Raw genomic sequence first — 25,683 nt, 5'->3', positions numbered from 1 at the left:
CCCCTACTCGCTCCAGACAACCCAGCATTTCTGAACCGACTGCCCCGCCCCCATGAAGATCACCCGACTCACCACGTTCATCGTTCCGCCGCGCTGGTGCTTCCTCAAAATAGAAACGGACGAAGGCATCACTGGCTGGGGCGAGCCCGTGCTGGAAGGCCGCGCGCACACCGTGGCCGCTGCGGTGGATGAGCTGGCAGACTATCTCGTTGGCAAAGACCCACGCCACATCGAAGACCATTGGACCGTGCTGTACCGGGGCGGCTTCTACCGGGGTGGCGGTGTGCACATGAGCGCACTGGCCGGGATCGACCAGGCCCTGTGGGACATCAAGGGCAAGGCGCTGGGCGTGCCCGTGTCCGAGCTGCTGGGGGGCAATGTCCGCAGCCACATCAAGGTCTACAGCTGGATTGGCGGAGACCGCCCTAGCGAGACGGCCGCCGCTGCCCAGGCCGCCGTGGCGCGCGGCTTCACGGCCGTGAAGATGAACGGCACCGAAGAGGTGCAGTACGTGGACAGCTACGACAAGGTGGAGCGCTGCCTTCAAAACGTGGCCGCCGTGCGCGAGGCCGTGGGGCCGAATGTGGGGATTGGCGTGGACTTTCACGGCCGTGTGCACCGGCCCATGGCCAAGGTGCTGGTCAAGGAGCTGGAGCCCTACAAGCTCATGTTCATCGAAGAGCCCGTACTGAGCGAACACGAAGAGGCGCTGAAGGAGATCGCCCGCATCTCATCCACCCCCATTGCCCTGGGCGAGCGTCTGTACTCGCGCTGGGACTTCAAGCGCGTGCTGCAAGGCGGCTATGCGGACATCATCCAGCCCGACCCCTCGCACGCAGGCGGCATCACCGAAACCCGCAAGATCGCCAGCATGGCCGAGGCCTACGACGTGGCTCTGGCCCTGCACTGCCCGCTGGGCCCGATTGCCCTGGCGGCCAACCTGCAGCTGGATGCGGTTTGCTACAACGCCTTTATCCAGGAGCAAAGCCTGGGCATCCACTACAACCAGGCCAACGACCTGATGGACTATGTGTCCAACCCCGGGGTGTTTGCATACCAGGACGGCATGGTCGCCATCCCCACCGGGCCGGGGCTAGGCATTGAGGTGAACGAGGACTATGTGCGCGAGCGGGCGCAGGAGGGGCACCGGTGGAGGAACCCGGTGTGGCGGCACCGGGATGGGAGTTTTGCGGAGTGGTGAGGTGATTAGGAGCTTCGATAGCGGATTCAGCGGTAGTGGGCTGATTTAGGCTGGGTGTTGTCGCTCCATTCTTGTGCGTGGATGGCAGGCCTGACTGGTGCCTGATTTTCACTACATCGCAGGGTATCGATTCGCAGCGCTCTCGACCTTTGTTCCCTTGCTCTCACCACGCAACTGCGAGTGGATCAGCCTATGCGATTTGAGCCACTCATGTTGGGTCCGGAGCTGGAGTGACGCACTAGTCCCCAGTGGGTTACTGCAGGGTGCGAGTCAGCAGTTCATCGACTTCTGCCGAATCAAGCACTTTTATGACACCGTGATCACGCTGAAGGTGACGCCTGGCTACGAGTTTTGGTTCGCTTCATGGCCCCCTTACGCTAGGCAGACGCGGTAGGCGTAGAGTGCAGCCGCTCGCCAGGCCAGTCGTAAAGCTCGTGAATGGACGCCACGTCGGGATCATCAAATGCTGCGCAGGGTAAAACGCCTAGGAACAGCCCACGAAAAATCGCTGAGACTGGCAGCGTCTCCCAAGGCTACGCCATGGCAGGCAGCAATGAGTCACACCGAGTGCGGATGGTCCGGAGGGCTTGCTACGTCTTGCATTCCCTCTTCCAACATATCCAGAAAGCAGCGGCCCGCTAGCGTAAGGTGGCGGCGAGACGGATAAAGTGCGTAGATGTGCATCGCGGGGGGAACCCAGTCGGGCGCTACCTGAAGCAGTTGTCCGCTCGCAATATGGCTAGCCGCCATGATCCTAGGAAGCTGCACAACCCCTAGCCCCTGAAGCGCCGCTTCCCGGTTCAATAGCAGGTTGTCGCTCACAAAGCGCACGTCCAGTTCGACGTTCGCACTTTGGTTCTCGGGGCCAATCAGTGTCCAGCGCGCCACTGAGGAAGTAATGCTCCAGCCCACAGCTGCGCAGCGGGATAGAGCCAACGGTGTCTCCGGGGTATTGAGAGCCGCAACGAGCGCTGGATTTGCATACAAGGCATAGGGAACCGTTGCCAGCCTTCTGGCGACGAGACTGGAGTCCGTCAGCGGCTGTGTTGTCGGCTGAATCACAAGGTCCACCGTGTCATCCAAGGGGCGTAAACGTCCATCGGTGGTTTGAAGAGACAGGGTGACGCGAGGATAGCGGGCACTGAATTGCAGGGCTATCCGGCCGACAAGTGATGCCGCAATGGCTGCTGGGCAAGCCACTCGTAGTTGCCCCCAGGGACTCTCCAGGCTCTCACGTGCGACGGCGATGGCAGTTTGCGTTTCAACTCGCACCGCCTGGCCATGTAGAAAAATGCTGTGCCCTACATCGGTCAATTCAAACCGCCTTGCATTGCGGTGCAGTAGGGCAACCCCAAGGAATGACTCAAGAGCCGCCACGCGGCGACTCAATCGCGACTTCGGTATGCCTGTGCGCCTGCTGGCGGCGGTGAAGCCTCCTGCGTCGGCTACCTCTACAAAACTCAGAAGGTCTTCCACAGCCAGCAACACGTTATCCATTCGGCCCATCCGTCATCGTCGTTTTGCAAATAACGCGCGAGCCTGGAGTTCGCGCTCGTCCGCTGTCCAACTCCCAGCTTGCCATAGGTTGCTGCAGCCCAGATCCTCTTGGATGGGCTGTTTTCGCAACAGGGCGTTCCACCACTGAGTCTCGCCACCACGAGGTGGGTTGTCTAGCATGAGTTTTTCAGCAACTGATATCTAGATCAACTATTTCTGGAGACATGATGACAACGCGAAGGATATTTCTGCAGGTTTCCTCCGGGGCGCTTGCCGGTTCGTTGATAGGGTGTGGCGGTGGGGGCGGTGAGAACCCCGTGGTGGACACTACCTCGGGCAAGTTCAGCGCAGCGGTGCTGGGTGGCATCGCGGTATACAAGGGTGTGCCCTATGCGCAGCCCCCAGTTGGAGCGCTACGGTTCCAATCTCCCAAGCCCTATGTGCCCACCACGGCCCAGGTGACCCCTGCCACCGTGTTTGGTCCTGCCAGTTTACAAACGCTCCCTGCCAATGTGACCTGGATCTACACGCAGCCTCAAGCGCAAAGCGAAGACTGTCTCACTCTCAATGTTTGGGCGCCCCGCGACATGAGCAAGGCTCCAGTGGTGGTCTGGCTCCATGGCGGTGCGTGGCGCACGGGCGCTACCAGCATGCCCCTGATGGACGGGCAGAGACTGGCTGAGCAGGGACTGGTTGTCGTCACGGTCAACTATCGCTTGGGTGCAATGTCCAGCTTGGCCCACCCGGATTTCACAGATCCTGAAACCGGACTTGCTGCGAACTGGGGCCTGCAGGATCAGGCAGCCGCGTTGCGGTGGGTACACGAGAACATTGCCCGCTTCGGCGGAGACCCAGGCAACGTGTGCCTCGCGGGGCAATCAGCGGGCGCTGTCAACACGGCATTGATCGCGCAGCACCCTGTCTGGAGCCAGTGGCTGCACAAAGCTGTTTTGTTCAGTTCTGCCGGAATTGCCGCGCCTGCGGGGTTCACCCTTCAAGACGCGGCCAGCTACACCGAGCTGCTGGCCACGAGCCTAAAGACCACACCCAAGGGGCTGTTGGGCATACCGGCGGCCACGTTGCACGCAGCCGAATTGGCACTGAACGCTCAACCGCTGCCCTCTACTTTTCGGTCCGGCTTTGGCGTCAAGGCGTCGCCCGTGATGGATGGGAAGACTGTGTTCGCAGATTGGACCCGGGTTTCATGGCCCCAGCGCGTACCGGTGCTGATCACGAATACGCTCACCGAGGGGTCGTTTTTTGTTGACCTCATCGATCCAGCGAATCAGGCCCCGCTCACCGCTCCACTGCCTTCGTCAATGGAAGCGCTCACAGCACTCGTTGCTCCACTCTCTGGTTCTGCCAGTCGTGCTGCACAGGTGATCGGCGCCTATCAGGATGCGGCCCTGGCTGATGGTCGTTCCTCAGCGCCGGGCAACCTGTGGGTTGAAATCAACGGTGACAGGAATCTGCGCAACTTCTGCGTACGTTATGCAGACAGTCTCGTGAAGCAAGGCGCAAACGTGCGATATGGAATCTTCATGCATGACTTGCCAGCCCCGGGGCGGGGCGTGCCACATTGTGCAGAGCTGCCCTTCTTGTTCGGCACATATGGGCTTGACTACTACCGTCAAAAAGTGGGATCGGGCGCTGCAGAGCAGCGACTGAGCCGACATTTGATGAGCGCAGTGGTCACTTTCGCCCAAACCGGGACGGCGACTTTAGCGGATGGCACCGTCTGGCCGGGCTACGCCAGCGGCAACGCAAACTCCGCGCTGATCGGCTCCGGAGCGTCTTCGTCCATCGCGTTTGGCGCGGTGCCCAAGATCGCCCAGATGCGCGTGTGGGATGCGCTGCTAGGGTATCAATAGTTTGAATGAGCCAAAAAACCCGCCTTATCCGTGGGGGCAGCGGCCCACGCGCCAGGACAACTGGAAGTGCTCGCGAGGTGGCGGAACCGACTACGTCGTCACCCTGCAGCAGTATGAGCAGGAATGCGCCACTTGCGCACCTGTTACGTAGGAACGCATGCATGCCATGCGAGCGACGTGGAAGGCGTTGACGCAAGCGCCACCTGACGGCGCGACGGTGAGCCTTGGGCTGCTCGGTTGAGGCCCCGCCGCACTGGTGACAGTGGTCTTGGGCGGAGGCAGGGTCGTTTGCTATCGTGTTCGGGGTGGCAGCTCATCAGCTCCCTACCCTATACAGGCTTAGAAGAAATGCGATCGTTGATTTCCTTTCCCCTGCGCGCGCCCATCGCCGTCTTTCTGGCGGGACTTGCGGCCGCCGTGCACATCGGCAAGATTCCACCCGCCATCGCCGTTTTGCGGGATGCGTTGGGGGTCTCGCTGGTCGAGGCGGGCTTCTTGCTGTCGGCTGTCCAGCTGGCGGGCATGCTGCTGGGCGTTCTCGTGGGGGCGCTGGCCGATGGCTTTGGCCTGCGGCGCAGCATGCTGCACGGGCTGGGCGTATTGTGTGTCGCCAGCGTGGCGGGCGCGTGGGCCCGCCATCCCGCTGAGCTGCTCGCGTTGCGGGCGCTGGAGGGCTTGGGCTTCCTGTGTGTTGTGCTGCCAGCGCCGAGCTTGATGCGGCAGCTGGTGCCCACGGCCAAGCTGCCCACGTTCATGGGGTTGTGGGGGGCGTATATGCCCGCCGGCGTTGCGTTGGCGCTTTTGGCCGGGCCCGTGATCATGGCGCTGTGGAATTGGCAGACCTGGTGGGGGCTGCTGGGCGTGCTGGCGGGCTGCGCGGGGCTCTGGCTGGCTGTGGCAGTTTCGCCAGATGCCCAGCGTGCCACCGAGCCGCGGCCGCGTAGTGACTCACCGTCACCAGCGATCGTGATTTTGGCGCGGCGGTTGCGGCTCACCCTGGCCAGTCAAGGGCCTTGGGTGGTAGCGGTGGCTTTTGGCATGTACTCCTGCCAGTGGTTGGCCGTCATTGGATTTTTGCCTTCCATCTACGTGCAGGCAGGCGTCAGCGGCGTGGCCGCCGGTGCTTTGACTGCACTGGCCTGCGCGGCCAATGTGGTGGGGAATCTGGGGGCCGGCGGCTTGATGCGGGCGGGCTGGCGCACGCATAGTCTGCTGTCCCTCGGCTTCGGCGGCACGGCATTGGCCACCGTGGCGGCATTCAGTCCTTTGGCAGGCGACGGCCCGATCCTTCGTTTCGCTGCCGTGGTGGCGTTTTCAGCGGTGGGCGGGATGATTCCAGCCACCTTGTTTGCCCTGGCGGTAAGGGTAGCACCTAGCGAGCATACGGTGTCCACCACGATGGGCTGGGTGCAGCAATGCTCGGCCTGTGGCCAGTTCCTGGGTCCACCTCTAGTGGCCTGGGTGGCGGGCCTGGCGGGCGGCTGGCATTTCACCTGGGCGGTCACTGGTGTGGCTTCGGTGGTAGGCCTGGGGCTTTCGTGGTGGGTGCGCCGCCTGCGCCCCGCTTGAACACTTGCGGCTCTCTCCACATCTCTTGCACACAGGGTACCCCCAACACTTGCTCGCGCCACATCAAGATCCTATTCGAGCGCGGTTGCGCCGCTCACATTTCAATAGCTGCGAGCGCATATTTATAGAGCGGAAGATGCCAATTCCAGGCTCTTCTAGCGAATGCTAGTGATGAGTCTTTAACCGTAGCGCTACGCCCCCATCTCCCCAGCATGACGCGCTTGCGTCTGCCCCAGGAGAAGGCCATGCGACAGCAACAGATGACGCGCTTGATCCACAGCCTGCCCCAGCTGACGCACCACCAGCGCCAGCAACTGGCAAGCTGCCTGCAGGCGCTGCTCGATCACAGTCAAGCCATCGCCGTTGTAGAAGCACATGGCAGCGCCCACCGAACCTGTCCGCACTGCGGCAGCCCGCAGCTTGTCAAGAATGGCTCGGCCAACGGGCTGCAACGCTTCAAGTGCCGCCAGTGCGCGCGCACCTTCAACGCCTTGACTGGAACACCGCTGGCACGCCTGCATCTGCGGGATAAGTGGATGGGCCAGGCGCAGGTCTTGAGCGAAGGACTCTCACTCAACCAGGTGGCCCTGCGCCTGGGTGTGGCGCAAAGCACCGCCTTTCGCTGGCGCCACCGCTTCCTGGCCTGCCCCAAGAGCGTGCAGGCACGCCAGCTTGTGGGCATCGCCGAGGCCGATGAGTCTTACTTCCTGGCCTCCTGCAAGGGACACAGAGGCTTGCTGCGTCGTCCTCGCCGACGCGGCGGTAAGGCGCTGGCTGGCTGCAAGGGCTTGGAATACACCCCGGTGCTGATGGCGCGAGACCGGGCCGGAGCAACGGCCAACCTCATCCTGCAGACGAACCAAGCGGTGAGTGTGCAAACTGCACTCAAACCCTTGCTGCCACCAGACACCATCCTATGCACCGACGGCAGCGTCACACTGGCCAGCGCTGCGCGGGCCCTGGGCGTGCAGCACCAGGCGGTGAACGTGAGCCGGGGTAGGCGTGTGAGAGGCCCCTGGCATGTTCAAAACGTCAATGCCTATGTCAGCAGGCTGCGCGGGTGGATGCAGCGCTTCAAGGGCGTTGCAACGAAATACCTTGATTCGTACCTGGGCTGGTTCAGGATGTTGGACCGATCAGGCCCCATGGGGCCGCAGCCCGCACTGGTGCTGGAGGCGGCTATGGGGAGTCAAGGCGTCACTAGCATTCGCTAGAAGAGCCCAATTCCACTCAAATCTCTCTACAACCCATTTACCCCATCCAAAAAGCAGCACCTGCCAGACACTGTGATTAAAATCAGTGCCACGCCAGCCCACCCACCCCGTCATGACGGTGCTGCCCTCCTTGACCTCGGACTCCCCGCCCGCCATCCCGATCACCCGCTTTCACCGCACCCGCCTGATGCAGATCTGGCGCTCGGCAGGCTGGCCGTGCAAGGATGGACTGGAGATTGACCTGCTGGCTGCGGGCCTCATCAGTCTGCACATTGCGGCCGATGGTTGCGAAACCCTGCGCCTCACCGACGAAGGCATCCGCACGCTGGCGCAGGCCCGCCAGCGTGGCGTGCGGGCGCTGAGCCTGCACGACCGGCTGGGGCAGAAGTTTGCAGCGCAGTTGCTGGCTTCGGGGCGCATCGTATGGACCGAACTGTCACTGCGCGCGGTGATCGACACCGTGCCGATGGGGGATGTGCTGCTGCCTGCGGCCACGGCCGATGCACCCGCCAATACCGCGCCCGCCATGGCACCGCTGTGGGCCGACGATGACCACGCCCCGGCTGCCCGCGCCGCTGCCAATGTGTGGCGCATGGCCCGGCCCGATCTGTTCTCGGTGCGCAATACCTCGGTGCCCGCCTACCTGCAGCCCATGGTGCACGAGGTGAAGGCGAGCCGGGCCGACCTGCTGTCGGACCTGCGGCACGATGCCAAGCGGCAGGCCTATCAGTGGTTGTGCGAGGAGTGCTACTACGTCTTCCCGGCAGGCATAGCCGAGCCCGACGAGATCCCTGAGCACTTCGGCATCTGGGTATTGCACGGCAGCGTGGATGACGGGCGCTTTGAGCTGCTGCGCCCCGCGCGGCACAACCGCTGCACCCTGCCCTTTTCTGTGTGGATGGCGCTGTGCAAGGCCACGCCGCTGCGCAGCGATGACGACATGGCTCAGACCCATTTGGGCGAGCCTGCTCCTCCCGCCACTGACACCCCGACCACCCCGCCATGACCTACACCGTGGCGGTGCGCGAGCTGTGCGAGTTCACCGCCAAGCAAGGCGACCTGGACCTGCGCTTTACGCCTGCGCCCACCGCGCTGGAAGGCATGGCGGGCCATGCGGTGGCAGCGTCGCGCCGGGGTGCAGGCTACCGCGCCGAGGTGGCACTGAGCGGCAGTTACCAAACCCTGCGCGTGCGCGGCCGGGCCGATGGCTACGACCCCGCGCAGCAGCGCATCGACGAGGTCAAGACCTTCAAAGGGCGACTGGACCGCCAACCCGCATCGCACCGCCACCTGCACTGGGCGCAGGCCAAGGTGTATGGCTGGCTGCTGTGCGAGCAGGAGCAACTGGCGCACATCGACGTGGCACTCGTCTACCTGGACGTGGGCACGCAGCAGGAGACGGTGTTCACCGAACGCTGCAACGCCGACGACCTGCGCCAGCACTTCGAGGCCCAGTGCCAGCGCTTCATTGCCTGGGCCGAACAGCAGGTGGCCCACCGCGTGGCACGCGATGCGGCGCTGACCACCTTGGCATTTCCGTTTGGCGACTTTCGCACCGGCCAGCGCCCGCTGGCCGAGGCCGTGTACAAGACGGCAGTGGCGGGCCGCTGCCTGCTGGCCCAGGCGCCCACGGGCATTGGCAAGACCATGGGCACGCTGTTCCCGCTGCTCAAGGCTGCGCCTGCGCAGCGCATCGACAAGGTGTTCTTTCTGGCCGCCAAAACCTCGGGGCGGCAGATGGCGCTGGATGCGCTGGCGCGCCTGGCCGACAGCGCACCGGCGCTGCCCCTGCGTGTGCTGGAGCTGGTGGCGCGCGACAAGGCGTGCGAACACCCAGACAAGGCCTGCCACGGCGAATCCTGCCCGCTGGCCCGGGGCTTTTACGACCGGCTGCCTGCCGCCCGCGCTGCCGCCGTGGCCCCCGCCAGCGCAGGCAACCCCGCGCCCGTCCTGCAACAAGCCCGTGTGCGCGACGTAGCCCTGCAGCATGACGTCTGCCCCTACTACCTGAGCCAGGAACTGGCCCGCTGGGCCGATGTGGTGGTGGGCGACTACAACTACTATTTTGACCTGGGCGGGCTGCTGCACGGCCTGGCCCAGGCCAACCAGTGGCGCACGGCGCTGCTGGTGGACGAGGCCCACAACCTGGTGGAGCGCGGCCGCAAGATGTTCACCGCCGAGCTGCACCCCGCCGCCTTGGCCCAGGCCCGCAGCAGCCCCACCGCTGCGCAGCACGCGCCGGTGAAGAAGGCACTGGACAAGGCGCGCCGCGCCTGGGTGGTGCTGGACAAGGCGCACCCGGCCCCGTACACGGTGCTCGAAACCTTCCCCGACAAGCTGCTGGCCGCGCTGCAGCAGTGCACCACCACGCTCACCGAGCATTTCACCGACCACCCCACGGAGCCTGACGGCGCGCTGCAAACGTTCTACTTCGATGCCCTGCACCTGCAACGCATGGCCGACCTGCTCGATGCGCATTCGATGGTGGACATCACCCAGGCTTCGTCAAGCCACCACCAGCGGTCCCCAAAACCCGGCGAGTCCGTAATCTGCATCCGCAACGTGGTGCCCGCGCCCTTCTTGCAACCCCGCCTCGCCGCTGTACACACCAGCACATTGTTCTCGGCCACGCTGCAGCCCGCGCGCTACTACACCGACCTGCTGGGCCTGCCCGACGACCATGTGTGGGTGGATGTGGAATCGCCCTTTGCTGCGCACCAGCTGCAGGTGCAGGTGGCGCGCCACATCTCCACACGCTACACGCACCGCGCGGCATCGCTGGCGCCGATTGCGGCGCTGATGGCGCAGCAGTTTCGCGAGCGGCCCGGCAACTACCTGGCGTTTTTCAGCAGCTATGACTACCTGCAGCAGGCCGCCGCGCTGTTTGCGCAGCAGCACCCCGATGTGCCGCACTGGTGCCAGTCGCGCCGCATGCTCGAAGGCGAGCAGCGCGAGTTTCTGGCCCGCTTCACCGACACCAGCCAGGGCATTGCCTTTGCCGTGCTGGGCGGCGCGTTTGCCGAGGGCATCGACCTGCCGGGCCAGCGGCTGATTGGCGCGTTCGTTGCCACGCTGGGCCTGCCGCAGGTCAACCCCGTCAACGAGCAGATCCGCGAGCGCATGCAGGCACTGTTTGGCGCGGGCTATGACTACACCTACCTCTACCCCGGTCTGCAAAAGGTGGTGCAGGCCGCTGGCCGCGTGATCCGCACGCCCAGCGACGAGGGCGTGGTGCACCTGATGGACGACCGGTTTGCGCAGGCCCAGGTGCGTGCGCTGCTGCCTGCATGGTGGCAGGTGGACTGAGAGGCTAAGAGGCTGAGAGTCTTTTGCCCATGCCCGCCTTGCACGCCATAACACCGCTGCTCGTCGTTGCAAATGCGCGCCATAGCCCGAGCTATGGCTGTGCCTTGCGCCTCGATCAGCGGTGTTATGGCGCACCTTTCGGGCACTGGCGAAAAACTCTCAGCCTCTCACCCACAAAAAAAAGGCCGGTCACCTGTTGGGGACCGGCCTTGCAAAGGCCGCCAAAGCGGCACACAGAGAGTCAATCTTCAGGATGCAACGGGCTCCGTCACCACCAGCTCCTTGGCCTTGCCACGCTGGCGGAAAAACGCCACCGTTTGCCACAAGACGAATGCGGCGATCAGGCTGATCAGCGTGCCGCTGATGGGACGGTTGATGAACACCTCAAAGCTGCCGCGCGACAGCAGCATGGAGCGGCGGAAGTTCTCTTCGAGCATGGGGCCAAGGATGAAGCCCAGCATCAGCGGCGAGGGGTCCATCTCCAGCCGCATGAACAGGTAGCCCAGCGCACCAAACGCCACGGTGATGAAGACGTCGTCCAGGTTGTTGTTGATGCTGTAGGTGCCAATGCAGCAGAAGAACAGAATCGCAGGGAACAACACGTTGTACGGAATCTTGAACACCGACAGCCAGTAGCGCACCAGCGGCACGTTGAGCACCAGCAGGAAGCAGTTGCCGATCCACATGCTGGCGACCAGACCCCAGAAGAGTTCGGGGTGGCCGGCAATCATGTTGGGGCCGGGCTGGATGCCCTTGATGATGAACGCAGCCATCATCAGCGCCATCACGGCGTTCTCGGGGATACCGATGCTCATCAGCGGGATGAAGCTGGTGCGTGCAGCCGCTTCGTCCGCTGCAGCCTGGCCGGCCACGCCTTCGATGCAGCCGGTGCCGATTTCGTGGCGGTACTTGCTGACCTTCTTGTCCAGCGCATAGGCCGCAAACTGGGCGATCACGGGGCCGCCGCCGGGCAGGATGCCCAGGATGGAGCCCACAACGCTGCCACGCAGCGCGCTGGGGATGATGCGCTTGAACTCGGGCCAGGTGGGCATGAGCTTGATCTTGCCGTTGAAGGGCGAGCGCTCTTCACGCGAGTCCAGGTTCTTGGCGATCTCGGCAATGCCGAAGCAGCCCAGCGCAATGCTCACAATGCCCACGCCGTCAGCCAGGAACGGAGCGTCCCAGGTGAAGCGGGCCAGGCCGCTGTTCACGTCGGTACCGATGGAGCCCAGCAGCACGCCCACCATGCACATGGCCAGGCCATTGAGCAGGCTGCCCGTGGTCACGAAGCTCACGCACACAAAGCCCACCAGCATCAGCGCGCAGTAGTCGGCAGGGCCGAACAGAAAGGCCACCTCGCCCAGGCTGGGCGCCAGGAACGCCAGCACCACAATGGCCACCGTGCCCCCGATGAAGCTGGAGAACCCGGCGGTGAACAGGGCCAGCCCCGTTTTCCCTTTCAGCGTCATCGCATACCCGTCGATACACGCCACGATACTGCTCGCATGCGGGATCTTCATGGTGATGGCGCTCACGCTGTCGCCGTATTGCGCACCGTAGTAAATACCGGCCAGCATGATGAGTGCGCCGGTGGTGTCGATGGAATAGGTCAGCGGCAGCAGCAGGCTGATGGTGGCCAGCGGGCCCAGGCCCGGCAGCAAGCCCACCAGGGTGCCCACCGTGCAGCCCAGGGCGCAGAACATCAGGTTCTGCAGCGTCAGCGCGTGGCTGAAGCCAAACGCGAGGTTGTTCAAGACTTCCATGGCGGCGACCTCAGTACAGCGGCAGGCTCACGCCCAGCAGCTTTTGGAATGCAAACGCGATGCCGACCAGCACCGCAGCGATCTTCAGGTTGCGCTTCCACGAGTACGACGTACCCGCAAACCCCGAGCAGAACACCAGAAACACGATGCCCGCGATCATGTTCACAAAGTGCGACAGCGCCGCAAAGCCACACAGGCTGCCCAGAATGATGGCGATGTTGCGCACCTGGAAGTCCATGGGCACCGGCGCCACCAGGCGCGCGCGCACCACGGTGATGACCCCGATCACAAACAGCATGCAGCTGACGATGAACGGGAACATGCCCGGCCCTGCGCGGCCGAGCGTCCCCAGCGAATAGCTCATGGACGGCAGGCCAAAGCCCAGCGCCAAAGCCATGAGGGCAAAGCCTCTGAGTAGATTGCGGTTGATCATGTAAAGGTTGTCTCCTGATAGGCTGGACGACCCCATCCGGCGGTGCAAACGGCGCGCAGGGCTGGGGTATGCTGACGGGCAGACTATCTCCATCGAACCTGATCGCAGGCTGATCTTGGCCATGCGTAATTTCACGTAGAACCCCGACCCCCATGCGCCTCCTCCTGGTGGAAGACGACCCGGTGCTCAGCCGCACCATGGCCCAGGGCCTCGAAAACGCGGGCCACCGTGTCGAGCTGGCCCATACCGTCGAAGAAGCCCAGCACTGGTGGGCCGTACAGGCTTTCGACGCTGTGCTGCTGGACCTGAACCTGCCCCACGCTGCCCACGCGCGCAGCGGCCTGGGCAGCGGCCTCACCGCCCTGCGCAGCGCCCGTGCGCGCGGCGACCGCACCCCCGTGCTGGTGCTCAGTGCCCGCGACAGCACCGAGGAGCGCATTGCCGGGCTGGACGCCGGCGCCGACGACTATCTGGGCAAGCCCTATGAACTCAAAGAGGTGGAAGCGCGCCTGCGCGCGCTGCTGCGGCGCGCCAGCGGCACCGCCGACATCGTCACCGTGGGCCAGCTGGTGCTGGACCGCCAGGCGCGCCGCGTCAGCGTGGCCGGGCAACCGCTGGAGCTGCCCGCGCGCGAGTTCGATTTGCTGTGGGAGCTGATGACCCCGCCCGGCCGTGTGCTGAGCAAGGGCGACTTGTCCTCGCGCCTGTCGGACGGCAGTGAGGTGGTGGGCGAAAACGCGCTGGAGGCCTCGTTCTCCCGCCTGCGGCGCAAGATTGCCGGCAGCGGCGCGGCGATCCGCACGCTGCGTGGGCTGGGTTACGTGCTAGAGGATGACGTTGGCCAGTCCTGAACCCGGCCCCGCACCGCTGCACCAGCAGCCGCCCGACCTGCGCCAGCGCATCGGCCGGCGCGTGCTGCTGTCACTGGTGCTGATCTGGGGGCTGGGCAGCACGGTGGTGCTGGGCGTGGGCAACCACTTTGTGGCCGAGGCATTTGACCGTGCGTTGCTCGATGACGCACACGCCGTGGCCGCCCATGTGCGCGGCGGCCAGCCGACAGATCCTGCGCGCGACCCTTTGCGGCTGGACCTCACGCCGCGCGAGGTGGGTCTGCTGCGTTTTGACCAGAGCGAAACCGTATGGTTTGCGGTGTACGCGCCCGATGGCAGCTTCATCGCAGGCGACCCCCACTTGGCGCCGGGCGTGGTGGCGGCGGGCAGCAGCCACGCCTTTTCGCAGCTTTCGCAAGACGGGCGCGAGCTGCGGCGCGCCACCTTGCAGATTGCGGGGCCGCCCTCTTTCACCGTCGTCATGGCGCAGACCACCGCCGAGCGCACGCAGCTGCTGCGCAGGCTGCTGGTGTACTCGGGCCTGGCCCAGCTGTGGCTGCTGGTGGTGCTGGGGTCGTGGCTGCTGCGCGGCATAGAGCGCGACCTGCATCCGCTGGGGGCACTGCAGGACGCCATGGACCAGCGCGACGCTGCCGACCTGCAACCTCTGCCGCCCGCGCTGACGCAACAGGCAAGCACCAGCGACGTGCAACGCCTGGGCGTGGCCCTGGACGGCTTGCTGGCGCGGGTGCAGCAAAGCCTGCATGCGCAGCGCGAATTTGCGGGCAACGTGGCGCACGAGCTGCGCACTCCGCTCGCAGGCATCCGCGCCCAGGCCGCCCACGCGCTGGCCCACAACGACCCGGCCGTCTGGCGCAGCGAAATCGAGGGCATCGCCCAAGCCGAACAGCGCGCCAGCCGCACCGTGGACCAGCTGCTGGCCCTGGCCCGTGCGGCCGAGGGTGGCATCGCGCTGGCGTTGCAGCCCTTGGCCTTGCACACGCTGGTGCGCGACGTGCTGTTGCGCTACCTGCCACGCGCCGATGCCCTGGGGGTGGACCTGGGCGCCGAGGGGCTAGACCAGGCCGTGGTGGTGCGGGGCAACACAGCGCTGGTCGAAGGCATCCTGAACAACCTGCTGGACAACGCACTGCGCTACGGGCGCGGCACGCCGCCCCGTATCACCGTGGCGCTGCACACCGAGCCCGGCTTTGGTGTGCTGCGCGTGACCGACAACGGCCCCGGCGTGGACGCCGCGCTGGCGCAGCAGCTGCAACAGCGCTGGGCGCAGGGCGACCAGGGCCAGCGCCTGGGCCAGGGTGCAGGGCTGGGCCTGGCCATCGTGGCACGGTATGTGCAGCTGATGGAAGGACGGCTGGAGCTGACGGCCGCCAACGACACAGCGGACGGTTCAGGCTTGGCGGCCAGCGTGTGGCTGCCGTTGGCACCCAATGCGCCTGCCCCCTCCAGCACGCTCCCCACATCCCCATGACCAGCCAGCCCAACCCAGCACTGACCGAGGCAGAGCAAGCGGCCTTCCTGCAGTCCATCGCCCGCGTGCGCAGCGCAGCCGGGCGGGCCTTGCGGGCGGTGCAGGCCCACGCCATGCAGGGCGCAGCAGCCCATGGCACCGACGCCATTGCCGCCACCCAGGCCGCAGAGGCCACCAAGCCCGCTGCTCAGGCCGCTGTCGATTTCATCGCCCAACTGCACAAGGGCCTGGATACCGTGGCAGAACAAGCCCGCGCCACCGGCCCACAGCCAGCGTGCCAGGCGGGCTGCGCGCACTGCTGCCACCTGCGCGTGGAGGCGACGGAGCCCGAGGTGCTGCGCATCGCCCAGCACCTGCACACGCTGCCCGACGCGGACCAGGCCACAACCACGCTGCGCCTGCAGCAGCATGTGGCGGCGGCAAGCGCGGGCAGCACGCGCCAGCCCTGCAGCTTTCTCGTCAATGATCGGTGTGCCATCTACAGCGTGCGCCCTGCCGCCTGCCGCAAGGCGCATTCCTTGTCGGCTGCGCACTGTGCAGAGCAATCGCCCACCATCCCGCAAAACCTGCGCCTGCTGGTGGACGCCGAAGCGCTGATGGCAGGTACCGCCCTGGCCTACCGCGACCAGCCCTTGCCCGCCAGCGCCCACGAACTCAACGCCGCCGTGCTGGCAGCCCTGGACGGCACGCCGCTCCACGCACCCAGCGCTCTGCTGCGCTGGTACCGGGGTGACGAAGGCACGCTGGCCCTGCCCACCACATTGCCGTGAAAGCCCACGCGCCTTGATGTCCGTCAAGACCCACCGCAACCAGCCGCCCACAATGCAGCCAGCCCCGCAGCCGCCTGGCCGTGCGGCCGAACTTCTCGACGACCCCCCGCCTCACGCCTGATGACCCAGCCCACTCTCCGCTCCTGCGCCCCCCTCCACCTGGCAGCCGCTGCCGCCATGGTGGTGGGCCTGGCAGGCTGCAGCAAGCCCGAAGCCACCGGCCCCGCCACCACCAGCTTCGATGCCATCACCACCGCGTGCACCCAGTTCCTGGCCGCACGGCAACCCCATGTACTGCCCGGCGCCGCGGGCGACTGGACCCTGACCGGCTACAGCCCCGCCCTGGTCCAGCCCGAAGTCACTCGCACCGAATCCACCGTGACACCCTACGTAGGCAAGCTCGTCATCAAGGACAACGAGGCCCAGGCCCATGCACCGACGCAAGCCGCTGCCCAGGCCATCACCCTCACCCCCGCACACCTGCTGTCCAACCGCACGCACACCTTCATCTACAGTTTTGACGGCACCCAGTGGCGCTGGCAGAACGGCCAGCGGCTGACCAAGATACCGGGGCAGAACGACCGGCTGGAGGCCGTGGCGCTGGCGGATGTTTCAGCAGCAGGGCCCAGGGGGTTTGCGGGGTGCTTGCCGCGTTGAGTCGGATCAATTAGCTCTCTTTTTGATAGCAATTACCGCATGATTCACTAGCGCCTCAGGCTGTTTTTGATCAAATCCCGCATCCACACAGCCCCGCGAGGCCTTGTACAGCCTGGTGCCGCACGCCAGCCCTGAGGGCCGTCGCGCAGCCAAGCCATTCACACCGCTCATTCCAGGTCGGCATCCAGCCGGGCGATCAGGCCCTGGGCGTTCAGGGTGATATCGAGGTTGCCGATCTCGTGACCAAAATCCCCGGTGAAGTCCACCCGCACCATCGCGCGCTGCGGCCCCAGGCGTTGCATCGACAGGAACCGGGTCACCGTCTGGTAGCGGACGAAGTACTGTTCGACATAGCGGCGTATTCCAGCATGGCCATCAAAACGGTGGCCCGTGGAGGGGTCGTCGATCACGGCATCGTGCGCAAAAAGGCCGAGCACCCGCTCCACTGCAAATGCGTTGGTGGCCGCGATCAGCGCATCCGCCACGTGGCGCAGGTGCTCGTGCGTGGGGGCCATCGCACCATGCCGCAGGCCTGCTGCGTCGTCCCTGCTGGCTGGCCCGCTGGCGCTTGCTGCCAAAGGTTGACCCGGCTGGCTCATGGCAGCACGCTCACCACCACCTTGCCACGGGCGCGGCCGCTGGCGACCAGGGCGTGCGCCGCTTCGGCCGTGTCCAGCGTGAAGCTGGTCGGGTCGAGCAATGGCTCTAGTTGCCCCGCTTCCGCGAGCAAGGTGGCCTGCTCCATGATCTCGCCGTGGTGTTCACGGAACTCCCCCGTGAGGATGGGAAGCAGCGTGAACACCCCAGAGAAAGTAGCACCCCGGAACGACAGCGGCGCCAGCTTGTGGGTGCCCCAGCCCAGCGAAGTCACCACGTGGCCCGAGTAGCGGCGGACCGCCACAAACGACGCATCCAGCACTGGCCCACCCACGGTGTCGTAAACGATATCGAAGCCCTGGCCGTCGGTGAACGCGTGGACATAGGCCTCGACCGAAGTCGTTTCATGGTCAATCGGCGTGGCGCCCAGGGACCGGATGTAACCGGCCTGCGCCGCCGTGCCCGTGGCGAACACTTCGGCACCCCGCGCGCGGGCCAGCTGCACCGCCACATGGCCCACGCCCCCGGCGCCGCCATGCACCAGCACCTTGTGCCCGCTGCGCACGTTGGCACGGTCCACCAGTCCTTCCCAGGCGGTGATGAAGACCAGCGGCAAGGCCGCTGCCTGGCGCATGGTCAGCCGACCTGGCTTGTGGGCCAACAGCCGGGCATCCACCGCCGCGTATTGCGCCAGGCTGCCTTGCAGCCCGCCAATGCCGCCGGTAAAGCCATACACCACATCCCCCACCTGGAAGCGAGAGACGCCCTGCCCCACCGCCTCCACCACGCCGGCGAGGTCCATGCCCAAGACGGCGGGCAGCGGCTGCTGGGCGTGCTCGGCGGCGCCCGCGCGGATCTTGGTGTCCAGCGGGTTCACGCCGCTGGCGTGGATGCGGACCAGCACTTGGCCCGCCGCGGGCTGGGGCCGGGGCAGCAAGGTGGGGGTCAGTGCGCCGTGGGGGGATGCGAGCACCAGGGCCTGCATGGTGGGGACGGGAGAGGTGGACATGGCGTTTTCCTTCGCGGGGTTGAACAGTGCCGCCAGTTTTCACCTTTCGCTTTTGAATGAAAAGCCACAAGATTGAAACCTTGTCATTCACTTTTGTATGATGCAGCCGATGAACTGGGATGACGTACAGGTGTTCTTGGCCATTGCCCGGCACGGCACGCTGGGTGCGGCAGGCCGCGCCCTCAAACAAAGCCAGCCCACCATGGGCCGCAGGCTGAAGGCGCTGGAGCTTTCTCTGGGCCACACCCTGTTCCAGCGGACCTCCGAGGGCTTCGTCTTGACCGATGAAGGAGCCGCCGTGCTGCGCCACGCCGAGGGCATGGAAGCGCAGGCGCTGTCGTTCTCCCGCCAACTGGACGGCGCAGACCAACAGCTGGAAGGCGCGCTGCGGGTATCGACCTCTGACTGGTTTGGACTGCATGTGCTGGCGCCGCTGTGCGCCGCGTTCACCAACCACCACCCCCGCGTCAGCATCGAACTCCTGACCGATGCGCGCCTCTTCAGCCTGGCGCGCCGCGAGGCGGACCTGGTGGCGCGCATCGTTCCTTTTGACGAGCCCGACGTCATACAGCGGCGGCTGATGCATGTGCCCTACGCGCTGTACATGCAGCGGGGCGCAGACATGCCCACGGACGATGCGGACGTTCGCCTCATCACCATGGACCTGGGCTTCAGCGAGATGCCGGACGCGGCCTGGCTGCGCGAGGCCTTTCCTGCGGCGCGCATCGCGTTTCGCAGCAACAACCGGCACGTGCAGGCCGTGGCCTGCGCATCGGGAGCGGGCCTGGCCGTATTGCCTTGCCCGTTGGGTGATTCGCACCCCGGCCTGCAAAGGGTGGAGGTCGCCCCAGCGCCGCCAGGGCGCGATGTGTGGCTGGGTTACCACCGGGACCTGCGCCGGGTGCCCCGGCTGCGCGCGCTGGTGGAAATGCTGATACAAGCGCTGGGCCCTGCTCAGGGCGATGCAGGCGACCAGGGCGGCTGACAAAACGCTGGGAGCGCCGTCGCAGCGCTTGGCTGATGGCGGTCAGCGACCCAGCCCTGCCCCAACGGCCAGCACATACTCGATGAAGCTGTGACACGGGTGGCTCTGGTGCGCCAGCACATCTGCCTTGACCAAAACGCCCAACGGCCCTACCGCCTGTGACTTCCACGGCAACACCGCCAGCTCCCCACGCTGAACCAGCGGCCGCAGCAGGCTGGCGGGCGCGCACATCAGCATGTCGCTGTCGGCCAGCATGGCGTATGCAATCTCGGTCGAACGGCTCGACACGCGGCACAGCTCAGGCACACCACCCAGTTCATCGAAGAGGCTCTCCACCTGCTGGGGTCCCAGCCCGGTCAGGGGTGGGGCCAGCCAGCGCTGCGCCAGCAGCTCTGCGGCGGTGACGGTGGCCTGCCGGGTCAGAGGATGCTCCGGGCGACAGGCCACCACAAACCCATCCTGCAGCGCGGCGCAAAACGCGAACCCTTGCGGCAGCGGGGTCGGTTCGCGGCAGATGGCCAGGTCCAGCGTCCCCTCATGGATGCTCTCCAGCAAATTGTCGATCGTGACCTCGTGGACATCGATGGCCGCATCCGGGTGTGCGGCAACGTAGGTCGGGATGGCCACCGTGAGCAGGCCGTTGATGCCCGCCGCAATGCTGCCAATGCGGATCAGCGCGGACGCTGCGCCCTGCTGCATCAGCGCAGCATTGCCAGCGGCGGCCTGGAGCGGAACCAGCGATGCGCGCAACAGCGGCAGGACCGCCTCTCCCAGGCGGGTCAAGCGCATGCCCTTGGAGTGCCGCTCGAACAGAGGGCCTCCCAGAGAGCTTTCCAGCTCGACCAGCGCATGGGTCGCGGCGGGCTGGCTCAGGCCAATGGAAGAAGCCGCCCGGTGCAGGCTTTGCAGGTCGGCGATCGCAATGGCCAGCTGCAGGTGCTTGAGGCGCACCCGCCCCAGGATGCGGTTGAACAGGACGGAAGGCGTCAAATCCGGCATGGCTTATTCAAAAATTGAATTCACTTGAAAAAGAAGCATTGGCCTTGCGGAGCCTGCTATGGAACGATCGCGCGCTGGCAAGGGGCAAACCCACGCCAGATGCATTCAATTAACGAATCTTATTCCCGCACCAGCCCGCCGCTGAATGCGAGAGATCTCAGGAGACAAACCACCATGCCATCACCTCAGCGCCAGCCCCTGCGCACGATCACCTTGCGCCCCACCCACTTCCTGCTCGCTCCGGTCGTGGGCGCCCTCCTGGCCATGGGCCAGGCACAGGCCGCAGACACCCTGGACACCGCCTGCAAGACCACCGCCGAATGCCAGGCACAGGTCGCCAAGATCCAGGGGCTGGTCAAGGGGGACGCCACCAGCGCCTTGTCCAAGTCGCAGGACACCTTCTACTGGTTTGGCCGCATCAACATGGCATCGACCGTGGTCAACGTGGAGCAAGGCATCATCCCCAAAGCCCAGGCGGGCCGCATTGCGAGGGGCGTGGAGTTGTCGATCACGCAGGCGACGGCCCCGGGCGGCAAGCGCCCCACCGATGTGCTGCAGGTCGAGAAGATCATCACGGACGCCGTGGGCCCCGAGGCCACGCTGATCCACACCGGGCGCAGTCGCCAGGACATCCACTCCACCCTGAACGCCGCGCAGTTGCGGCTCGAGATGCTGGACTTTGCCGATGCGCTGGACCAGGTGCGCGCACGGCTCATCACCATCGCACAGGCGCACACCGCCACCTATGTGCCCGCCTACACCAATGGCGTGCAGGCCATGCCCATCAGCTATGGGCACTACCTCATGGCGTTTGCCGATTCGTTCGCCCGCGACTCGGCACGCATCCGCGAAGCCTATGCCCGCATCAACCTCAGCCCCATGGGCACGGCGGTGCTGGCCAACTCCAGCTGGGGCATCAACCGGGAGCGCCTGGCGCAACTGCTGGGGTTTGACGGCCTCATCGTCAACTCGCTGGATGCCGGACAGATCAGCACGTACGACATCCCGATCGAGGCCACGTCCATCGCCAGCTCCACCGCCATCCGCGTGGGCGCTTTCATGCAGGATGTGCACACTCAGTACCACCAGACTCGGCCATGGCTGCTGCTGGCCAGCGGCAAGACGTACACCAGCAGCGCCATGCCGCAAAAGGCGAACCCGGGCATCATCCAGAACACCCGCGCCAAGGCCAGCGATGTGGTGGCGTCGGCCCAGGCATCGCTGTGGCGCGCCCATAACGTCACGCCCGGCATGATCGACTACAAGAACACCTGGAGCCCCGGTAGCGCCAAGACTTTTGTCCAGGGCGTGGAGATGCTGCAGCAGTTGGCCGATGTGCTGGACTCGCTGCGCATCGACCCGGCCCGCGCGCTGGACGAACTGGAATCCGAATGGACCACGTCGATGGAGCTGGCCGAAACCCTGCAGCGCACCCATGCCATTCCGTTCCGGGTGGGCCACCACTTTGCGTCGGACGTGGTGGTGTATGCCAAGGAACGCAACATCCGGCCCAAGGACTTTCCGTACGCCGAAGCCGTGCGCATCTACCGCGAAGCGGGCAAAAAGTACGACACCAAGGACCAGCGCCTGCCGCTCACGGAGAAGGAATTCCGCCGCGCCCTGTCCCCCGCCGAGATGGTGCAGACCCGCACCGGCACAGGCGGCCCCCAGCCCCAGGAGGTCGCGCGCATGGTGGCCGCTGCCAAGGACACGCTGGCCAAGGACCGCGCCTGGTCGGGTGAAGCCCGGCAGCGCCTGCTGGCCGCCGAGGCGGCGCTGAACGCGGCGTTTGAGGGCGTGAAGTCATTGCCCTGAACGGGGGATGTCCGGGGGCGGGCCTGAGGAGAACAAGAAACCGACGGCGTCGCCGGCGTCATTCCAGCCTGCGCCCGTCGGCGTCATCCAGCACGCCATCGCCGCCTTGCTGCACCGCTTTTTCGACCGCTTCGCGCGTGAGCGTCGGCACAAAGCTTTCAATGAACCGGTAGGCATACCCGCGCAGCCAGGCACCTCGCCGCAGACCTAGCCGGGTGAGGTTGACCTCGAACAGATGGCCCGCGTCGATGAGCCGCAGGTGGCGGTCGCGCTCTTCATCGACCGCGATGGACGCGACGATGCCCACGCCCATGTCCAGCTCCACATAGGTCTTGATCACGTCAGCGTCCATGGCGGTGAGCACGATGTCGGGCGCAATGCCTTCGCGCGCAAAGGCCTCGTCGATGTGCGCACGGCCGGTGTAGCCCAGCTCGTAGGTGATGATGGGGTATTGCGCCAGCTGCTCCAGCGTTACGGGGCCGGGCAGATCGAGCAGGCGGTGGCCCGGGGGCACCACGATGCTGTGCGTCCAGCGGTAGCACGGCAGGGTGACCAGGGCGTCGTAGCCGGCCAGCGCCTCGGTGGCCACGCCGATGTCGGCCTCGCCGGACAACAGCATCTCTGCCACCTGGCGGGGCGAGCCCTGGTGCAGGTGCAGCGACACCTGCGGGAACAACGCCCGAAAGTCGCGCACCACCTGGGGCAGCGCATAACGCGCCTGCGAGTGCGTGGCCGCCACCGACAGGCGCCCCTGCGCGCTGTCGCTGAAGTCCTGGCCGGCACGCCTGAGGTTGTCGGCCTCCAGCAGCAGGCGCTCCACCGTCGGCAACAGCACTTCGCCAGGCGGGGTCAGGCCCGTGAGGCGCTTGCCCGCCCGCACAAAAATCTCCACGCCCAGCTCTTCCTCCAGCTCGCGGATCTGGCGGCTCACCCCGGGCTGCGAGGTGTGCAGGATGTGTGCCACTTCGGTCAGGTTGAAGCCCCGCCGCACGGTTTCGCGCACAGAGCGCAGTTGCTGAAAGTTCATGGATGAAAAGCCGGTCTCACAATGTCGATGTGACTGCCACCGCGCGGGGACCGTGTTGGCGACGGCCCCATGCGTTCCGTAGCCAGACAGCCCGTAGCGCAGGGGCCTGTAAATACTATGTTTTTAATAGCATCAAGCGCACATTCCACTAGCGCATCAGTCACTTTTCTTTGGTTTTTTGCCCGTACGGGCCTTACATGCCCCGCTGGGACAGGTCGGGCACATAGCGGTCGGCCTGGATGTCGGGCGACAGCCCGTGGGTGATGACCTCGTCGGTGATGGGCAGGAACTGCGCATTCCACTGCTCCCACGCCGCGCGCAGGCGTTCAAACACTTCGGGGTGCTTGTGGCGCAGGTTGGCGCGCTCCAGCGTGTCGTCTTCCACGTCGAACAAAAACTCGTTGTCGTTGATGCGCAGGTACTTGAAGCGGCCCTCGCGCACGGCGCGCTGGCACTGCGACTTGTAACGCCAGAACAGCGTGCGCGGGTGCGCAGGCGCATGGCCCTCCAGCACGGGCAGGATGCTCTCGCCGTCGGGCGGGTAGTCGGCATGGGGCGCCACGCCCGCAGCTGCCAGCAGCGTGGGCAGCCAGTCCATGGTGGCGGTGACCTGGTCGCTCACCTGCGGTGCAATGCGCGCAGGCCAGCGCAGCAGCGTGGGCACGCGGATCCCGCCTTCGAGCAACTCGGTCTTCTGGCCGGTGAAGGGCCACGTCTTGGAAAAGCGCTCGCCGCCGTTGTCGCTGGTGAAGACGACGATGGTGTTGTCGGCCAGGCCTTGTGCCTTGAGAGCATCGAGCACCTGGCCCACCGCCTTGTCGAGCGAACGCACCATGCGCGCATAGGTGGCCAGGTTGCCGCCGTCGTAGTGAAAGAGGTCTTTCAGGCCCAGCGATATTTCTTCGTCCTCCGGCCCCACCCAGGGCCAGTGGGGCGCGGTGAAGTGCAGCGACAGAAAGAACGGCTTGGCCGCGCTGCGCTCGCCGATCCAGCGCGTGGCCTCATCGGCCAGCAGCTGGGTGTAGTAGCCCACGCGCTCCACCGGCACCTCGCCTTCGTACAAATCGCGCGCCACGGCATCGCCCACGCCGGGCTTGTGCGTGAAGTAGTCGATGGCACCGCCATAGTTGCCAAAGAAGCGGTCGTAGCCACTCTTGAGCGGGCCGAACGTGGGCAGACTGCCCAGGTGCCACTTGCCAATCAGCGCCGTGTCATAGCCTGCATCGCGCAGCAACGATGGCAGCGTGGGGTGCTCCGGCGGCAGGCCGTGCACATGGGCCTTGCGCACCAGGGGTTCCTCCAGCCCGCCGCGCAGCCGGTACTGGTAGCGCCCGGTGATCAGCGCAAACCGCGTGGCCGAGCACACAGCCGAGTTGGCATAGGCCTGGGTAAAGCGCACGCCCTCGCCCGCCAGCGCATCCAGGTGCGGCGTGGTGAAGTCGGCCTGGCCGTACACGCTCAGGTCGGCCCAGCCCAGGTCGTCGGCCAGGATAAAGACGATGTTGGGCGCTTGGGTGGAAGCGGAGGCGGCCACATTGGTGGTGATGCTCATGCAGCCCCCTTGGCCTTGCCGGCGGCATCGGTCTCGCGCCACTGCTTGTCGAGCTTGAGGTCCTTGACGGCCTGCTGCACGAAGGCGGGCTGGAACCAGGCCTTCACGTCAAACGTCTGGCGGATCAGCCCCAGCTTGACGCCGTCGTCCAGCACGCCCTGGTAACCGGCGATGAAGCCCTCGTCGAGCAGCGGCGAATATCGGGCGTTCAGGTTGTCGCCCGCCAGTTCTTCGCGGAACGACAGCTCGGGGTTGCCGCTGTTGTCGGCGTACAGCTTGATCAGCGCCTCGCGGTTGCCCTCTTGCGATGACCAGTGGGCCGCGCGCACCAGCTGGGTCACCAGGCGCTGGGTGAGCTGCGGGTTCTGCGTGGCGAAATCCTCGGTGGCCAGGATGCCGGAGTTGATGGTGTAGTCCGGCCCACGGCCCTTGGTGCTGAGCGCAATCTGCGCGCCCTGCGCTTTGAGCAGGAACAGGTCCGAGCCGCCGAACGTGGCGTCGATCTGCCCAGCCACCACGGCGGCCTTGGAGGTGGGCCAGTCCATGTTGATGAGCTTCACGTCCTTTTCGGTCAGGCCCGCCGTGGCCAGCAGGTTGTCGAAGGTGCGCTGGTAGGCGGTGCCCTTGAGCACAGTGACCTTCTTGCCCTTGAGGTCGGCCACGGTCTTGATGCTCACGCCGGGCGCCGTGGCCAGATAGCTGTTGCTGCCCCGGCCCGTGGCCGCAATGAAGCGGGTGGGCAGACCGCGCGCACGGCCAATGACGGCGGCCAGGTCGCCCAGCGAGACGATGTCGAGCTGCTTGGCCGACAGCGCCTCGTGCACGGCCGGGCCTGCGCCGCGAAAGAAGTTCCACTCGATCTTGATGCCGTCCTTGGCAAATTCATCTTCCAGCCACTTGTTGGCCTGCAGCACCGCAAACACGCTGCCGCCCGGCGAGGGCTTGCCGGCCGTACCCAGGTCGGGCGAGCCGATGCGGATGACCTTGGCGGGCGACTGGGCGCGCAGCACCATGGGGGCAGCGAATGCGGCAGCGCCAGTCACCAGCAGCGAACGGCGCGTGGAGAAAACGAGGGGGTTTTGTTGTGTCATGGGAA

At 65.6% G+C, this 25,683-nt stretch carries 21 protein-coding genes; 12 read left to right on the top strand and 9 right to left on the bottom strand.

The genetic code is table 11. The features are described 5' to 3' along the window. The first annotated feature begins 52 nt into the window (after positions 1-52). The gene (dgoD, locus tag CLU87_RS07275; RefSeq protein ID WP_099729999.1) at positions 53-1,201 is read left to right on the top strand and encodes a galactonate dehydratase; all 1,149 of its coding nucleotides are present in this window, start codon (positions 53-55) and stop codon (positions 1,199-1,201) included. 558 nt (positions 1,202-1,759) lie between these two features. Here dgoD and CLU87_RS07270 read toward each other — a convergent pair. Beyond that, a complete protein-coding gene (locus CLU87_RS07270; RefSeq protein WP_158236072.1) occupies positions 1,760-2,698 on the bottom strand; it encodes a LysR substrate-binding domain-containing protein in 939 nt (312 codons plus the stop codon). Between the two features lie 224 nt (positions 2,699-2,922). Here CLU87_RS07270 and CLU87_RS07265 point away from each other — a divergent pair, with 224 nt between their 5' ends. The 5 genes from CLU87_RS07265 to CLU87_RS07245 all read left to right on the top strand — a co-directional run bounded on the left by CLU87_RS07265 (position 2,923) and on the right by CLU87_RS07245 (position 10,658). Beyond that, a complete protein-coding gene (locus CLU87_RS07265) occupies positions 2,923-4,569 on the top strand; it encodes a carboxylesterase family protein (protein WP_233193730.1) in 1,647 nt (548 codons plus the stop codon). A gap of 348 nt (positions 4,570-4,917) precedes the next feature. Beyond that, positions 4,918-6,138, top strand: a complete 1,221-nt coding sequence (locus tag CLU87_RS07260; RefSeq protein WP_099729997.1) for a CynX/NimT family MFS transporter — start codon at positions 4,918-4,920, stop codon at positions 6,136-6,138. A gap of 245 nt (positions 6,139-6,383) precedes the next feature. Further along, complete coding sequence (locus CLU87_RS07255; protein WP_099729449.1) at positions 6,384-7,352, top strand: IS1595 family transposase; 969 nt, start codon at positions 6,384-6,386, stop codon at positions 7,350-7,352. Positions 7,353-7,464: 112 nt separating this feature from the next. Beyond that, a complete protein-coding gene (locus tag CLU87_RS07250; protein WP_099729996.1) occupies positions 7,465-8,358 on the top strand; it encodes a hypothetical protein in 894 nt (297 codons plus the stop codon). Then, entirely contained in the window at positions 8,355-10,658 is a 2,304-nt protein-coding gene (locus CLU87_RS07245) for an ATP-dependent DNA helicase (RefSeq protein ID WP_099729995.1), read from the top strand. The genes CLU87_RS07250 and CLU87_RS07245 overlap by 4 nt, the downstream gene beginning before the upstream one ends. A gap of 248 nt (positions 10,659-10,906) precedes the next feature. On the opposite strand, the gene CLU87_RS07240 is transcribed toward CLU87_RS07245, so the two are convergent. Both CLU87_RS07240 and CLU87_RS07235 read right to left on the bottom strand, forming a co-directional pair. Then, positions 10,907-12,421: a tripartite tricarboxylate transporter permease gene (locus tag CLU87_RS07240; RefSeq protein ID WP_056744313.1), complete on the bottom strand. Its 1,515-nt coding sequence runs from the start codon at positions 12,419-12,421 to the stop codon at positions 10,907-10,909. Positions 12,422-12,431: 10 nt separating this feature from the next. After that, entirely contained in the window at positions 12,432-12,854 is a 423-nt protein-coding gene (locus CLU87_RS07235) for a tripartite tricarboxylate transporter TctB family protein (RefSeq protein ID WP_056067517.1), read from the bottom strand. A gap of 152 nt (positions 12,855-13,006) precedes the next feature. Between CLU87_RS07235 and CLU87_RS07230 the strand changes: the two genes are divergently transcribed. From CLU87_RS07230 to CLU87_RS07215, 4 genes are all read left to right on the top strand, one after another. Beyond that, entirely contained in the window at positions 13,007-13,705 is a 699-nt protein-coding gene (locus CLU87_RS07230; protein WP_056067514.1) for a response regulator transcription factor, read from the top strand. After that, complete coding sequence (locus CLU87_RS07225) at positions 13,686-15,176, top strand: sensor histidine kinase (RefSeq protein ID WP_099729994.1); 1,491 nt, start codon at positions 13,686-13,688, stop codon at positions 15,174-15,176. Before CLU87_RS07230 ends, CLU87_RS07225 begins: the two co-directional genes overlap by 20 nt. Continuing rightward, a complete protein-coding gene (locus CLU87_RS07220; protein WP_099729993.1) occupies positions 15,173-15,946 on the top strand; it encodes a YkgJ family cysteine cluster protein in 774 nt (257 codons plus the stop codon). Before CLU87_RS07225 ends, CLU87_RS07220 begins: the two co-directional genes overlap by 4 nt. Positions 15,947-16,066: 120 nt before the next feature. Next, positions 16,067-16,603 carry a hypothetical protein gene (locus tag CLU87_RS07215; RefSeq protein WP_099729992.1) on the top strand — a complete coding sequence of 179 codons (537 nt, stop codon included), beginning with the start codon at positions 16,067-16,069 and terminating at the stop codon, positions 16,601-16,603. A gap of 167 nt (positions 16,604-16,770) precedes the next feature. Here CLU87_RS07215 and CLU87_RS07210 read toward each other — a convergent pair whose 3' ends face one another. Together CLU87_RS07210 and CLU87_RS07205 are read right to left on the bottom strand one after the other, a co-directional pair. Further along, positions 16,771-17,118: a nuclear transport factor 2 family protein gene (locus tag CLU87_RS07210; RefSeq protein WP_233193728.1), complete on the bottom strand. Its 348-nt coding sequence runs from the start codon at positions 17,116-17,118 to the stop codon at positions 16,771-16,773. 80 nt (positions 17,119-17,198) lie between these two features. Next, positions 17,199-18,209, bottom strand: coding sequence for a zinc-dependent alcohol dehydrogenase family protein (locus CLU87_RS07205; protein WP_099729991.1), 1,011 nt, complete (start codon positions 18,207-18,209; stop codon positions 17,199-17,201). Between the two features lie 109 nt (positions 18,210-18,318). On the opposite strand from CLU87_RS07205, the gene CLU87_RS07200 reads away from it, so the two are divergent. After that, entirely contained in the window at positions 18,319-19,194 is an 876-nt protein-coding gene (locus CLU87_RS07200; protein WP_099732076.1) for a LysR family transcriptional regulator, read from the top strand. Between the two features lie 42 nt (positions 19,195-19,236). Here the strand turns inward: CLU87_RS07200 and CLU87_RS07195 are convergent, their stop codons facing one another. After that, positions 19,237-20,193, bottom strand: a complete 957-nt coding sequence (locus CLU87_RS07195; protein WP_099729990.1) for a LysR family transcriptional regulator — start codon at positions 20,191-20,193, stop codon at positions 19,237-19,239. 174 nt (positions 20,194-20,367) lie between these two features. Here CLU87_RS07195 and CLU87_RS07190 point away from each other — a divergent pair, with 174 nt between their 5' ends. Continuing rightward, complete coding sequence (locus CLU87_RS07190; RefSeq protein ID WP_099729989.1) at positions 20,368-22,008, top strand: argininosuccinate lyase; 1,641 nt, start codon at positions 20,368-20,370, stop codon at positions 22,006-22,008. 58 nt (positions 22,009-22,066) lie between these two features. Here the strand turns inward: CLU87_RS07190 and CLU87_RS07185 are convergent, their stop codons facing one another. The 3 genes from CLU87_RS07185 to CLU87_RS07175 all read right to left on the bottom strand — a co-directional run bounded on the left by CLU87_RS07185 (position 22,067) and on the right by CLU87_RS07175 (position 25,678). Next, positions 22,067-23,035, bottom strand: a complete 969-nt coding sequence (locus CLU87_RS07185; RefSeq protein ID WP_099729988.1) for a CysB family HTH-type transcriptional regulator — start codon at positions 23,033-23,035, stop codon at positions 22,067-22,069. Positions 23,036-23,228: 193 nt separating this feature from the next. Further along, positions 23,229-24,587, bottom strand: a complete 1,359-nt coding sequence (locus CLU87_RS07180; RefSeq protein ID WP_099729987.1) for a sulfatase — start codon at positions 24,585-24,587, stop codon at positions 23,229-23,231. Further along, the gene (locus CLU87_RS07175; RefSeq protein ID WP_099729986.1) at positions 24,584-25,678 is read right to left on the bottom strand and encodes an ABC transporter substrate-binding protein; all 1,095 of its coding nucleotides are present in this window, start codon (positions 25,676-25,678) and stop codon (positions 24,584-24,586) included. Before CLU87_RS07175 ends, CLU87_RS07180 begins: the two co-directional genes overlap by 4 nt. Positions 25,679-25,683 lie beyond the last annotated feature (5 nt).

The sequence above is a fragment of the Acidovorax sp. 59 genome (assembly GCF_002754175.1).
GTDB classification, from domain to species: Bacteria; Pseudomonadota; Gammaproteobacteria; order Burkholderiales; family Burkholderiaceae_C; genus Acidovorax; species Acidovorax delafieldii.
The sequence above is the reverse complement of the archived record's forward strand: the minus strand, read 5'-3'. Positions and strand labels throughout refer to the sequence as shown.